At 62.9% G+C, this 13092-nt stretch carries 11 protein-coding genes and 1 pseudogene; 7 read left to right on the top strand and 5 right to left on the bottom strand.

Annotated features, from left to right (window positions below):
* Positions 1–110: 110 nt before the first annotated feature.
* Positions 111–1022, top strand: coding sequence for an AraC family transcriptional regulator (locus DOL89_RS16940; RefSeq protein WP_119680570.1), 912 nt, complete (start codon positions 111–113; stop codon positions 1020–1022).
* Positions 1023–1436: 414 nt separating this feature from the next.
* Here the strand turns inward: DOL89_RS16940 and DOL89_RS16935 are convergent, their stop codons facing one another.
* From DOL89_RS16935 to DOL89_RS16915, 5 genes are all read right to left on the bottom strand, one after another.
* Entirely contained in the window at positions 1437–2696 is a 1260-nt protein-coding gene (locus DOL89_RS16935) for an MFS transporter (protein WP_119680569.1), read from the bottom strand.
* Positions 2693–3241: a TetR/AcrR family transcriptional regulator gene (locus tag DOL89_RS16930; RefSeq protein ID WP_119681328.1), complete on the bottom strand. Its 549-nt coding sequence runs from the start codon at positions 3239–3241 to the stop codon at positions 2693–2695. The genes DOL89_RS16935 and DOL89_RS16930 overlap by 4 nt, the downstream gene beginning before the upstream one ends.
* Positions 3242–3556: 315 nt before the next feature.
* Positions 3557–3928, bottom strand: coding sequence for a response regulator (locus DOL89_RS16925; RefSeq protein ID WP_119680568.1), 372 nt, complete (start codon positions 3926–3928; stop codon positions 3557–3559).
* 3 nt (positions 3929–3931) lie between these two features.
* Positions 3932–5788 carry a sensor histidine kinase gene (locus tag DOL89_RS25590; RefSeq protein WP_119680567.1) on the bottom strand — a complete coding sequence of 619 codons (1857 nt, stop codon included), beginning with the start codon at positions 5786–5788 and terminating at the stop codon, positions 3932–3934.
* A 12-nt stretch (positions 5789–5800) separates the two neighbouring features.
* Positions 5801–6970, bottom strand: a complete 1170-nt coding sequence (locus tag DOL89_RS16915; protein ID WP_119680566.1) for an acyl-CoA dehydrogenase family protein — start codon at positions 6968–6970, stop codon at positions 5801–5803.
* 420 nt (positions 6971–7390) lie between these two features.
* Here DOL89_RS16915 and DOL89_RS16910 point away from each other — a divergent pair.
* The 6 genes and pseudogenes from DOL89_RS16910 to DOL89_RS16885 all read left to right on the top strand — a co-directional run bounded on the left by DOL89_RS16910 (position 7391) and on the right by DOL89_RS16885 (position 13083).
* Positions 7391–8076: pseudogene (locus tag DOL89_RS16910) on the top strand (dihydrofolate reductase family protein).
* 208 nt (positions 8077–8284) lie between these two features.
* Positions 8285–8644: a cyclophilin-like fold protein gene (locus tag DOL89_RS16905; protein WP_119681327.1), complete on the top strand. Its 360-nt coding sequence runs from the start codon at positions 8285–8287 to the stop codon at positions 8642–8644.
* Between the two features lie 134 nt (positions 8645–8778).
* Positions 8779–9687, top strand: a complete 909-nt coding sequence (locus tag DOL89_RS16900) for a LysR family transcriptional regulator (protein ID WP_119680565.1) — start codon at positions 8779–8781, stop codon at positions 9685–9687.
* Between the two features lie 167 nt (positions 9688–9854).
* Complete coding sequence (locus DOL89_RS16895) at positions 9855–11048, top strand: MFS transporter (protein WP_119681326.1); 1194 nt, start codon at positions 9855–9857, stop codon at positions 11046–11048.
* Between the two features lie 157 nt (positions 11049–11205).
* Complete coding sequence (locus DOL89_RS16890) at positions 11206–11685, top strand: (R)-mandelonitrile lyase (protein WP_162937616.1); 480 nt, start codon at positions 11206–11208, stop codon at positions 11683–11685.
* Between the two features lie 441 nt (positions 11686–12126).
* A complete protein-coding gene (locus DOL89_RS16885) occupies positions 12127–13083 on the top strand; it encodes a hypothetical protein (RefSeq protein ID WP_162937615.1) in 957 nt (318 codons plus the stop codon).
* Positions 13084–13092 lie beyond the last annotated feature (9 nt).

Genomic DNA, 13092 nt, shown 5'->3' with positions numbered 1-13092 from the left:
ACCCCACTATCGTCGACCAACTCCGATCCATGTTGCCGGATCCTAGGCCATTCTTGCCTGATCCTCCGCCAGGCGTTGCGACGTCAAACAATGCGGATTAGTGTCTGTGCATGACCGACGCTTTGCTTGATGCCGTCCGCCGCTATGCGGAAGCACATGCCGACGAGAACGGGGTTGCTCAAACGCCGATCCCCGGACTCAGGGTTATTCGCGAGACTGCTCCCAGCTTGATGCAATACGCCATCTGCAAGCCGCTGGTCGCCCTGGTGCTCCAGGGCAGCAAGCGGGTTGCCATGGGAAGCGATAGCTTCGACTTCGGTGCCGGCGATTCCCTTCTGATCACCGCAGACGTCCCGACGGTCAGCCAGATCACACGCGCCAGCATCGCTGTTCCCTATTTCTCGCTCGTCCTGGACCTCGATCCCGCCGTGATCGAGGCGCTTGTCGTAGAAATGGGCGCCCTCCCTGTCGCTACCGGCGCGGCGGTTCGCGTCAATCCAACAGAAATCGAAGCAGCCGATGCCGCGTTGCGCCTGATGCGACTGCTTGACCGGCCTGCCTCGGTGCCGATCCTGCAGGCGCAGCTGCTTCGCGAATTGCATTTCTGGCTGCTCTCGGGTCGACACGGGGGAGCGATCCGTAGCCTCGGCGTTGCTGACAGCCATGCGCAACGGATTGCCCGCGCAGTGGCGCTCATTCGCGCGAACTTCGCCGAACCGCTCAGGGTGAAGCAACTGGCCGAGGCTGCGGGTATGAGCGTGTCGTCGTTCCATGAGCATTTCCGGGCGATCACCTCTCTGACCCCGCTTCAGTTTCAAAAGCAGCTCAGACTGATTGAGGCGCGCCGGATGATGCTGGCGGATGGCGCAATGATCAGTAACGCCGCCTACGCGGTGGGTTACGAAAGCGTTCCGCAGTTCACGCGCGAATATGGCCGTATGTTCGGACTGCCGCCGGCCAGAGACATGAAAGCCGCTATGACACGGATGCTTTCGGCGGCGTGGCAGGGTCACGCGAACTGAGCCGGCGTGCAGAGAGCTTCTCGTCCATGGCCTGTGTCGTAGCTCAACCTGAACCGCAAAACCGGCCGGATCGGGTGTTGGATGACGGCGGATGGAACTGATGACGGACGTTCAAGATCGGTGGTGTCCAACCAGCTACCTAGTGAACGGACTGCCGCCGAAATTGCCGTGACAATGCCGCCGGACCAGCCCCATAGACCACGGCGGCTTGGGCCGAGGCTGAGGACCTTGCGGGCTCGGCCCCTATCTCCGGGACCGTTTTGAAGCCAGGGCGGCACCGTACCCGATCATGACCCACGGGATAATCGCGGCTCCTGTCAGAATGAGGAACCGGACATCCCGTGGATATTTCTCGATCTCCGGCTCGCGGTTCTCGGGTCTACGAGGATCGTTCAGCAAGAGAGGGCCTCAAGGTCAGTCCATCCGATCACCATAATGGCGCCCACCCGAAGGCGTCTCGCGCGGCGTTGCGGAGAAACCCGACGGTCTAGACGCCTCGCAAGAAGACGCAGCTTCCCGCTGCGGCGCGCCCCCTTTCCCGTATATCGAGGTCACGCTTTCGGTCCAGATCGCAGCACTTGCCATCACCATGGCGGAGGAGAGAAGCGCCGTCGCGCTGCCAGCCAGGTCGAAAACGGATCCGAACAGGGGAGCCCCTGCGGTCTGCCCGAGCGCGATCATCAAAAATGGGAGCCCGAGGCCGAAATCCGGGCGATCGGGACACAGTGCGATTCCCCATAAAAGAAAAGCACCGCTCGATACGATGTAGGCCACGCCGAACAGCCCCATGACAGCGAAGGCGATCATTGGAGCGAGGCTCGCGGCAGCAAGCCCGATCAGGGCCAGGACCATCGCGAATACCGCAAAACGATGGACCGGCCCGATCCCGAAGCGGACTGTGAGAATGCCTGTCCCCGCGCCGAAAATGCCGGCGCTGCCCAGAACAATCCAGGCAAGCGCGATGCGACCATCGGCAAACCCGAGATCGTCGCGCATGATGTTGGCCCCGAAGGTCCAGATCGCGGTGCTGGCGGCACCCATCAGGAACGCGCCAGCACATAGCTCCCAAACACCCTTACGCGTCAGGTGTTTGAGAGACAGCTCACCCGATGCCCGCTCGCGGGCAACTGCCGGTGTGGCGAACCACAACCAGACCGTCACCATCGCGCCGATCACCGCGAAGACGATGTAAAGCGCGCGCCAGCCACCGGCGAACACCATGACCGCGATACCGGAAAAGACAATTCCGGCCGCCGTGCCGGCGTTGATCGCCCCGTTTGCCTTTGGCCGCGCCGCGTTGTCCAGGCATCGCTCCACCGCCGCAGCAAGCGGTGGGGATGTCAGCCCGGTGCCAAGCCCACCAAGCGCGATCGCCAGTCCGAGACACCAGCCCGATGACGCGACGGCGGCGAGCGCCAGCCCGCAGGTCGCCATCAGGCTGGCCAAGACTGCGGTATGGCGCTCGCCGAGCCGGGCGCCGGCGACAAAAGCGAGGATGATGCCGAAGCAATAGGCCGCGAAGGCGCTGCCCCCGATCCAACCGGCCCCCGTCGCGCTCAAGGAAAGATCTTCCCGGATATCGGGAAGCAGGAGCCCATAGGCGAAGCGCGCAAGGCCGTACGCCAGCGCCGTGAGTGCAAAGGCGGCCGCGACAAAATTGCCCCGCCCGTTCATTGTGATCGGCCTTGTGCTGCCGTCAGCAGAATGGCCGCAGCACGTTTGGCCACACCGACGACCGACAAGTCGGAAACGCTCGCCGCCGCCGTCGCTCCCTCGAAAAGAAGCCAGACTTGCGTCGATAGCTCGGCATCGGCGCGGCCTAGCACCGTCTGAACGCGCCTGGCGATCTCGCCTTCAAATTCCTCCTTCTGCCTCCGGACAAGGGCGACGACGTCCTCGTTTGCGTTGGCATATTCGCTGCGGGCGCGCAGCAGCATGCAGCCTCGTGCTCCATGCTCGATCAGCCATCGCTCCAGCGTGTCGAAGAGTTCGCCGACGGGATCGGCTACTTCACTTCTCCCCTCTAGTCGCGCCATGAAGGCGCGGTGCCGTTCCTCCAGCACTGCGAGCACCAGCCCGTCGCGAGAGCCGAAGTGCTTGTAGAGCGTGCGGGTCGATGCTCCGGAGGGGGCAAGAATCCCGTCGATGCCGATGCCTCGAAAGCCTTCGGCCTCGAACGCGAGAGCCGCCCCCGCGATCATGTCGGTGCGCTTGTCCATGAAGTACAATGTAAAACGATCGTTTTATATTGCAATGGCCTCGAGCGGAAGCATACCGGTCTACCTAGGTGCAGGCGAAGCTGAATTTGGACGCCGATCAAGGGCAGCGCCTGTCCGATGCGGGCATCGCCGTATCCCGCTATCCTGCGCCGGTCTACACCCCAATGGTCCGGTGCTTTGTACTCGAAGGGAAAGACCCTCTGGTAGGAGACTTCGGTAGCCGCCCGGTCGGCTTCCTTTTCGGGCGATCTTCAGATTTTGTGGTCCGCATTGGAGAGATCGGGTCGACAGCAGATGCGCCGGCTGGGCCGCTCTTCACCGGCCAGCGTCAGTCCCGGCCGTTACAGTTGTCAGGGCACGCTGCACGTCATCAATGCTGTAAGGTTTGGCCAAGGTAAGCACCTGCCGATATCGGCTCGGATGCTCAGTGCCGTCATATCCAGTCGCAAAGATAAAGGGAACGCCCTGTGCGACGAGCGCATCGGCCACGCTATAACTGCGCTGACCGTGAATGTTGACGTCCAGAATGGCTGCATCGATCTCCCGCGCCGCAACGATCTCCAGCGCCTGTTCAACACGCGTAGCGATCCCAACCGGCTTGCATCCGATGGCATCCAGCATATCCTCGAGCACAAAGCCAATGACGGGCTCATCTTCGACGATCAGCACCCGTTTGCCTGCCAGCATCGGTTACCTCAGTGGCTGAGGGAGAGGCGCGTCAATGGTGCATACGACGCCTTCCTTGCGGAAGTTCAGCCGCACCTCGCCGGACAACTCAGCAGCCAAGCCGCGCTCGATCATGCGCGATCCAAATCCGCGACGGGCTGGCGGTTCGACAGGCGGACCACCGCTCTCCGTCCACTCCAACCGCAGGCGCCTGCCGCTGTCATTGTTCTGCACCTCCCACCGAACAGAAACCTGACCTTTGGCGTTTGATAGAGCGCCATACTTGATGGCGTTTGTGCAAAGTTCATGCACAGCCATACCGACCGAAACCGCTGTCTGCGGTGCCAGCAATATATCCGGTCCGAGCAGAGTCACCCGATCCGCGTTGCCTCCGGCCGTCCCATTCACCGCAGCCGCGACGGTATCGCCGAGCAGTGCCGACTCCCAGTTCTGCCGCGTCAGCAGGTTGTGCGCCACGGAAAGGGCCCCGAGCCGCGCCTCGAACGATTTGCGCGCCTGCGCTATGGGAGCGCCATCTCGAAAGGACTGGTGAGCCAACCCCTGCACCACAGCCAGCGTGTTCTTCACCCGATGATTCAGCTCGTTGATAAGTAGCTTCTGGCGTGCCTCGGCCCGCTTGCGTTCAGTGATGTCCTGCACCTCGATGATGGTCCCGATCGTGTGGGAAGCGTCATCGCGAACAGGACTGGCCGTAAAGGCGACAGGATAGAAATGGCCGTTCTTATGAACGAACACGTCCTCGCCTTGCATGTTGTTGTTTTCCGGAAAGGCACGGTCGATCGGGCACTCCTCTATAGGATAATGCGTGCCGTCGGGCCGGGTATGATGGATCACATCATGCAATGGCCGGCCGTGCATCTCCGCGAAGCTGTAGCCGGTCAGCCTCTCGGCTGCGGCATTCATGTAAATACAGTGCTGACGCTCATCCATGAGGAAGACAGATACCGAGGCGTTATCAAGGACAGCATTCAGCCTGCGTTCCGCTTCGCGCAGGCGGTCCTGCGTGCGCTGGCGCTCCGTAACATCCCGGGCGATGATGGAGACGCCGGCCGCCACGCCGGTTTCATCGTTGACGGTGGCCAGCGAAAGCTCGACATAGATGCAGGTTTCGTCCTTGGCCATCACACAAGCATCGATATGCGCCTGGACCTCGCCACTCCAGGCACGCGCAACTGCTTCTCTAATCTTTGCATGCTCCTCTTCCGGGAAGAGAGCTGTCACCGAGCTGGCCTGCGCCATTTCCAACCCATCACCGAACAGGCGTGCGGCCGCGTCGTTGTGCGCAATGACCGCGCCATCCTTCCCAAGGGCAATGAAAGCATCGGGTGACTGCGTGAGAACTGTCGCAAGGTAACGCTCGGAGAGCGCCCACTGCGAGCGCCTGACCTGCTCGGTTGAGCCCCTGGCTGCGAGCGCCAGCTTCTGATTGATCCGCCCCAACACGATCGACGTCGCGGCGCGCTCGCGGGCGGCGTGGGCCGCCTCAGTGAGCAAGGCGCCCAGACTTGAAGCGTCAGCCGTCATGCTCGCGGTCCATGCAGACGCGAGGTTCGGGACGAAGGGCAGGCTCAACCGGAAGCGCTCAAGCCGCTCAGGCGCGAGGAGGAAGACGATCTGCGACGTGGGACAGGCTGTCCGCATCTGACGGGCCAGCGGCAGGGGACCTTGCTGTGATGCACCGATGACAATGATATCTGGGGATGAGGCGACGATGTCAGCGGATGGAACCATTCCCTCGGCGGGGCGCTCAAAGAATTCAACATCGAAATGCGTCGGTATGGAGTCCACTGCCGTGCGAACACGCGCGAGATCCTCCCGCGTGCCAACAAGAACAATCCGGTACGTGACCGGAGCACTCATCCAATTCGCCCCTTATAGCAGTGGAAGGTTGAGCAACGACCGGCCCAGCCAAGTCTTGAGAAGCTGCGTGGTCGGCGCCATGACATGTGCCGCTTGGGCATCGCGCATCAGCCGGGCGATGTGGCTGTTCTGCCCATACCCCTTACCGCCGCTCAGCATCATGGCTTGCTGCGTAACAAAGGTCACCATGTCCGCGACATCGGCCTTTGACGCGAACAACGCGAGCGCCGTCTGCGCATCACCGGCATCTCCCGAACGAGCGGCGTGGTGGATAAGCTGGCGCGTCCGCTGAACCGCGATCCACATTTCAGCGACTTGGTTTGCCAGGACAGGAACTTCGCTGAGCGTTCCGCCCGTATGTGTGTGCTGGCGCTCCTTGAGGTGGGCGGTCGCTGCGTCCAACGCTGCTTGTGCGATGCCAAGGTATACGCCCGCCATCGCGATGATGAAATACGGTGCGACAACCTCGAACACGTACCAGATCTCATCGCCTTGTGCGCCAAGCAGGTTCTCTCGAGGAATGCGAACGCTGTTGAGCCGCACGCCACGCGAGCTGTTGCCCCGCATGCCGAACCCTTGCCAGTCCTGCTGCCACTCAAGGCCGGGCGTGCCAGCTTCAACGGCAAAACAGGTGAAGGTGCCGGGATCGAGTTCCTGGCCCGGCGCAACCGCTGACATCACGTAGGAGTCAGCTTGGCCACCGCTCGTCACAAAGCTCTTGCTGCCCTCCAGCACGAGACTGTCGCCGTCCTGATAGAATTGGGCCCGCGGTAGGAAGAAGTGCACGCCTGTCCCGGACTCGCTCAAGGACAGCGACGTGATATGGCGACCCAGCGCGATCGGCCGGAGGAAATGCTCCTCATGGTACGGAGTGGCCTTTGCCGACAAGACCTTTGCAGCAACGCTGTGCATGCCGAAGCACATGGCTGTCGAGCTGCAATGTCGTCCCAACTCCTCCGTAATGACGGCGAGCGCGATCAGACCCTGTTCCTGTCCGCCCAGGCGCTTTGGAATATGCAGGCCCATCAATCCTGCATCAGCAAGGGCGCGCAAACCACGTTCCGGCCAGCGACCGGCCTGATCGATCTCCACGGCATCCGCAGCCAGTACGGACCGGCCAATATCGGCGGCAATCCCCCGCAGGCGTTCGAGCGTGTTAGGATCACCAGCCTGGGCTAGCATGGGCAACTCTGTTGTGGCTGAGGTACACGGGTACGAACCAGTCAACGGCAGCGTCCGAGGCCGGGCTGGACATTAACGGCATTAACATCCCGATGCCATGCCCCCTCAATGCCGTACTCCGAAAGATTAGGGCCGAAGCGATCCCGTCCGGATCAACGTCCGCCCGGACATAGGCAACGGGGTACAGAAGGCTGAGGTAAGGGCACAGTCAGGCTGGCTACAGCGATGAAATCGGCTCACCGCCCCATAATGACAAAGCCGGCTCATCTCGCCGGCATCGCGCAACTACCTTCAAGAGGTTGACAGTATGCCACGTCGGAGCCTCGCCAACAAAGCCGGGAGGCTTGAGACCAGAAGAAGCAATCTGCACCGGATTTTCGCCAAGAGCGCGGCTTTCACGGCAAGCACTGGGAGTGAAACTTGAAGCCGCACATCATCTGCCATATGGGATCGAGCATCGATGGCCGGATTCTGCCAAGCCGCTGGCGTCCGCATGGCCTGGAGACCGATCTGTTCGAGCGCCTGCACCAGGAGCTTGGCGGTCAGGCTTGGCTGGTCGGCCGCGTGACCGGTCAGGAGTTCGCGAAGGCCGGGAGCTATCCGGCCGTCGCCGATATCACCTTCCCGCGCGAGCCTTGGTTTTCCACACGCGATGCGCCAAGCTATGCCGTGGTGCTCGATGCGCAGGGGAAGATCGCCTGGGGACGGTCGGATATCGGCGGCGACCTGATCGTCGTTGTTCTTACCGAGCAGGTTCCGGACGCCCATCTCGCCGGACTCCGGTCGGATGGCGTCTCCTACGTCGTCGCCGGCGAGACCAGCCTGGACCTGCGCCGCGCGTTGGAGGCCTTCAACCAGGAGGTCGGGGTGGAGCGCCTGCTTCTCGAAGGCGGCGGTATAGCCAACGGGGCCTTCCTGCGCGCCGGCCTTGTCGACGAGATCAGCCTGATCGCCTGGTCGACGGCGCGGCGGGCGCGCCGAGCGTGTTCGACTCCACTCCGGCCGACGCCGGCAAGCACGCGCCGGTCCAGGCCATGCACCTCTTGGGTAGCCAAGTCATGGAGGAGGGCGCCGTCTGGCTGAGATACCGTGTCGATAACGCCTGACGTGGAGAGCGGACCGATGAGCCCGGTTCAACGCATCGTGAAGGATGCGGGATGTTCCAGCCATCGAGGCGTATGGAGGCGAATGCCAAAACGTCTTTCCATTGTAACCGTCCCCATCCTGGTCATCGCTGGCCTCGGCTTCGAGGCAGGGTCCCAAAGCCCTCCGCGGCCGCAGCCCGCGCGCATCATGCCCGACGAGACCCCAATCATGGCCACCGAGATCCGGATTATCCTGGCGGACGCCGTTCTCACTGGAACCTTGAATGACAGCAAGGCGGCCCGGGAATTCGCCGCCATGTTGCCGCTGACCCTGACGCTGGAGGATTACGGCAGCACCGAAAAGATAAGTAACCTGCCTCACAGACTGACCCGCGACGGTGCACCGGCTGGCTACGCTCCTTCAGCTGGAGACATCACATTCTACAGCCCATGGGGCAATCTGGCCGTATTCTATCATGATTTTCACTACTCGGCGGGCCTGATCCCCTTGGGCCGCATCGAGGCAGGTGTGGAGGCGCTCCGCCAACCAGGGGCGATTACAGCTAGGATTGAGTTGGAGGTGGAGTAGTCTCGCCCGAAAAAGCGGAGGTGAACCCGGCGGGTGCGGGGCTGGATCGTCAAGGCCCTTGTTGGCGCAATGCGGTCGCCTAACCTCTGGCAGCCCGGTTTCGACAATCTTCCCAGCCATGGAGCCGTGGCCCGATGCAGTTTCGCCGATCGGACTTCGCCGACCTTTCCTACTTCCTTGAGATCGCCAAGCATCGGAACTTCCGTCGGGCCGGGCTCGAACTCGGGATCAGCGCCTCAGCGCTGAGCCACGCGCTCCGCGGCTTGGAGGAGCGTCTTGGCGTCCGCCTGCTGAACCGCACCAGCCGCAGCGTGACGCTGACCGCGGCCGGCGAGGCGCTCCAGTCTGCGATCCTCAAACCATTTGACGAGATCGGACATGCGGTCGACGTCCTCAACCGCTTCCGCGACGCCCCGATGGGACGAATCCGGCTGAGCGTTCCGACCGAGGCCGCCGACCATCTGGTCGCCCCTGTCCTGTCCACCTTTCTCGATCGCTATCCCGACGTGGAGCTTGAGGTCTCCGTCAGCAACCGCATGATCGATGTGATCGACGGCGGGTACGATGCCGGCATCCGCTATGGCGGCACCGTGCCTGAGGACATGATCGCCCAACGCCTGTCGGCCGATATCCGTTGGCTCGTTGTTGCGGCTCCAGCTTATGTCGAGCGGTTCGGCGCGCCAACCCATCCCGATGAGCTTCGGTCATATCGCTGTATCCGCATCCGCATTGGCGACGACCGTATTTATCGATGGGAATTCGAACGCGGCGAGGAGCGACTGGACGTCAGCGTGCCTGGGGCGCTCATCGTCGACCAGGGACAGGTCGCGCTGACAGCCGTGAAGGCGGGCTCGGGGCTGATGTATGTCTGCGAGCCGATGGTGCGCCAAGCGCTGTTGGAAGGCGCCCTCGTCAGCGTTCTGGATGAATGGGCGCCGCTCGGGCCGGGTTTCCACATCTACTATTCGAGCCGGCGCCAAGTGCCCGCGGCGCTGCGTCTGTTCATCGATCTCGTGCGCGAGATCCGGCCGCTGGGGCTTTGAACATCGGGCATCCGGCTATGGATCGTTGAATTCCGCACATTGATCCATCAAGCCAGGACCGCCTGCTCCGCCCAGGTCCTCCTTGCTATCTCATGGCTGCGGACACCTCGTCCGCCCTGTCCGGAGCCGAAGCATGTTGCCGGCGCCATGAGCCGATCGAGCTATCGATGACATTCCAAGCCGCCGATCCGGCCGGCACCACCTCCTCGCAGACCGCAGGATGGGGAGCCGTTTTCGCCCTCACCCTTTGCGTCTCGACACTGATCGCTTCCGAGTTCATGCCGGTCAGCCTTCTGACGCCGATCGCAGCCGACCTTCACCTGACGGAAGGCGGAGCCGGCCAGGTAATATCGGTGTCAGGCATTTTTGCTGTTATGACGAGCCTTCTCATCTCGTCGGTGACGAGGGGCATCGACCGCCGCAGGGTTCTCTTGGCGCTTGCGCTGCTGATGATCGCCTCGGGGCTCATCGTTACTTTTGCGCCGAACTTCACGGTGCTCATGGCCGGGCGCGCCCTCATCGGCGTCGTCATCGGCGGCTTCTGGTCGATGTCCACGGCAACCGTCATGCGGTTGGTGCCGGACGACCAGGTGCCACGCGCCTTGGCGCTCCTGAATGGCGGAAACGCGCTGGCCACGACCATCGCAGTGCCCCTGGGCAGCTTTCTCGGCCAGTATATCGGCTGGCGCGGAGCCTTCTTCAGTGTTGTTCCGCTCGCCGCGATCACGCTTGTCTGGCTGTTCACGAGCCTTCCCGCGATGCCCTCCGACCGCAGTACCAGGACAACGAATGTCTTCAAAGTCCTGGGACGGCCGCAGGCAAAGTATGGCATGGCTGCGGTCACGCTCCTATTCATGGGGCAGTTTGCCCTGTTCACCTATCTGAGACCGTTCCTGGAGAGCGTCACCCGCCTGGACGTCTCCACGCTCTCGCTGATCCTGCTCGTTATCGGCGGTGCCGGGCTGTTGGGCACCTATCTCATCGGCTTCGTCTTGCGGAAGAGCCTTTACGGCGTGCTGGTCGCAACACCGATTGCAATGGCGTTGATCGCGGTTGCTCTCATCGTATTGGGCGCCTTTCCTGTTCCGACGGGCATCCTGCTCGCGGGCTGGGGGCTGATCGGCACCGCAGCGCCCGTCGCATGGTGGACCTGGCTGACCAAGGCGATGCCCGACGACGCCGAGGCCGGCGGAGGGCTCATGGTGGCCGCCATCCAGTTGGCGATCACGGCGGGCGCTGCGTTCGGCGGCGTTCTGTACGACATGGGCGGCCACCAAGCGGCTTTCTCGGCCAGTGCCATGATCCTCTGCATCTCCGGGCTCGTCGCTTACCTGGCGGCCCGCGCAGCCGTGAAGGGATGAGGCGCGGGCAGCATGGGCCGCAGTCCCGGCTGTGGCTGGTTTCCCATGGGGCCAACGTCCGGCCCGCCGCCGACACCCCGCTCCGAATTCGTGGCCTGGGTCGATCGAGGATACGCTCAGCGCCACCCCACACTCGCGACCCTATCGGGAGAAGGTTATGAAAACGCTTGCAGCAGCCATATTGTCGGGAACGCTTCTGGCCGGCGCGCCCGCCCTGGCGCAGGGCATCGAGGTCACGCGGAACGGTACACGCCCCTCCGCCAGCGGCCCCGCAGCCAGCTTCACCGGCGTCGTGATCGTGAACCCGTTGTTCCAGGCAACGGAGCACACCCGAGCCGCCGGGGCCAATGTCAGCTTCGCGCCCGGCGCACGCACCGCTTGGCACGCCCACCCCGCCGGCCAGACCCTGATCGTGACCGCGGGGACGGGCTGGGTCCAGCAATGGGAAGGCGAGCGGCAAGAAATCCGGCCCGGAGACGTCGTCTGGATTCCGCCCGGGGTGAAGCATTGGCATGGTGCCACCGCCACCAACAGCATGGCCCATATCGCCATCCAGGAGCATGTCGAGGGCGAAGTCGTCGACTGGATGGAGCAGGTTACGGATCAGCAGTACAAGGTGAGCTCAAATAACGAGTAGCCCATACCCGCGACCGCAATGAAGCCGGACGGCCGCCAAGCCGCATCCATTTCCGCAAACAACATGCCTGGTCAGGCCGTCCTTATCGCTACCCTGCCCAATGCCGCGGCCTGAGACTGCGGGCTCCGTACAGGCCTTACAGCCAGCATTAAACTTTGTGCCAGAGCCCATACACCAGCTAAGCTGCATTTCGCTTGACGATTGGCCTCTCTCCCCGTGAGATTCCAAGACGTTCGCTCCGCCATATTTTTCTGATGGACCACAATGAGAATCCGCTTCTCTTCCCATGAAGACATCTTACCGGAACGCAGGTGGGATGAGGAGGATGAGGATCCGATTCTAGATTGCCCTTCGCCGGACTTGGCCATTGTGTCGGATGAGGATCTGTTCGCGGCGCCGGCTTCGAAAGGAAGGCTACAGCGCGGCAAGGAATCGAGCGCCGTGAGCGCTGAAGTGGCGATCGAGGCCGGGATTTCCGTAGGCCGCCTCGACGGACGTCTACGGGCGGCACCGGAACCGGTGCGTATTGGGTGGGAGGCGCGAATGATGTTGCTGGAGGCGGCAGCATCGGCGCGGCTGGACGGCCATCTGCTGGATGCTGGCGATCTGCTCGCATGGGAGTGTGGTCTGGGTCACGAGGGCGCGCCCTCCCCTGCCCTTTCCGCCGGGCTGCAAATCCTGGACATCCTTCGTCTAGCGGCACGGCGGAGCCCCCGGTCCTTCTGGACGCCGCGACGGCTGACACGACTGGCTGGGGTTATCGGTCGGCGCACGGGTGATCGGATGGGGGCCTTGCCCGGCTGGCTGCGCGAACAACGGGCGGAGCGACAGACGGCGGCGGAAGGCTTGGCCAGGATATTCATGCCGGAGCGCATTGAGGCATGGCGCAGCCGCTCTCCTCTGCTGGTCGGCGCAGAGATCGTAACCCTCTGGCATGAGGAAGGCTTGGCGGACAGCGTGGGCGGCTGTGTTGGCCGCGTACTTGCCGTTGCTTGGCCCTGGCGTATGGGCGTGCTGGATGGATTGAGCCTGCCGGTGTCGGCCGGCTTTCTTGGGCATGCCGGAGACTTCGCCCCCTGGCGGCTTGGCTGGGAGGAGGCGTGGCTGCGCGGCGTGGATAGAGCAGCCCGGCGTGGCCTGGACTTATTGTCAGAATTGACGCGTCAGCATGACCGGTTGATGCAGGCAAGCCTCGGCCGCCGAAGTTCCAGCCGCCTGCCCCGCCTCGCCCAGGTCATGATTGAGCGGCCGGCTATCGGCAGTACCGAAGCAGCATCCCTCATCGGCACCACCAAGCAAGGCATTCTGAACATGCTGGAAGAGTTGAAAGCGGCCGGCCACATTCAAGAGATCAGTAAGCGGGGCAGCCATTGGGTATGGCAGGCCACCCCGGCCTGACGCAGGCTA

This window comes from Indioceanicola profundi, assembly GCF_003568845.1.
Classification (GTDB): domain Bacteria; phylum Pseudomonadota; class Alphaproteobacteria; order Azospirillales; family Azospirillaceae; genus Indioceanicola; species Indioceanicola profundi.
The sequence above is the reverse complement of the archived record's forward strand: the minus strand, read 5'-3'. Positions and strand labels throughout refer to the sequence as shown.

Bases quoted from the DNA above. Each gene is read 5' to 3' on its own strand.
- DOL89_RS16940 (WP_119680570.1), top strand. From the start codon at position 111: ATGACCGACGCTTTGCTTGATGCCGTCCGCCGCTATGCGGAAGCACAT.
- DOL89_RS16935 (WP_119680569.1), bottom strand. From the start codon at position 2,696: ATGAACGGGCGGGGCAATTTTGTCGCGGCCGCCTTTGCACTCACGGCG.
- DOL89_RS16930 (WP_119681328.1), bottom strand. From the start codon at position 3,241: ATGGACAAGCGCACCGACATGATCGCGGGGGCGGCTCTCGCGTTCGAG.
- DOL89_RS16925 (WP_119680568.1), bottom strand. From the start codon at position 3,928: ATGCTGGCAGGCAAACGGGTGCTGATCGTCGAAGATGAGCCCGTCATT.
- DOL89_RS25590 (WP_119680567.1), bottom strand. From the start codon at position 5,788: ATGAGTGCTCCGGTCACGTACCGGATTGTTCTTGTTGGCACGCGGGAG.
- DOL89_RS16915 (WP_119680566.1), bottom strand. From the start codon at position 6,970: ATGCTAGCCCAGGCTGGTGATCCTAACACGCTCGAACGCCTGCGGGGG.
- DOL89_RS16905 (WP_119681327.1), top strand. From the start codon at position 8,285: ATGGCCACCGAGATCCGGATTATCCTGGCGGACGCCGTTCTCACTGGA.
- DOL89_RS16900 (WP_119680565.1), top strand. From the start codon at position 8,779: ATGCAGTTTCGCCGATCGGACTTCGCCGACCTTTCCTACTTCCTTGAG.
- DOL89_RS16895 (WP_119681326.1), top strand. From the start codon at position 9,855: ATGACATTCCAAGCCGCCGATCCGGCCGGCACCACCTCCTCGCAGACC.
- DOL89_RS16890 (WP_162937616.1), top strand. From the start codon at position 11,206: ATGAAAACGCTTGCAGCAGCCATATTGTCGGGAACGCTTCTGGCCGGC.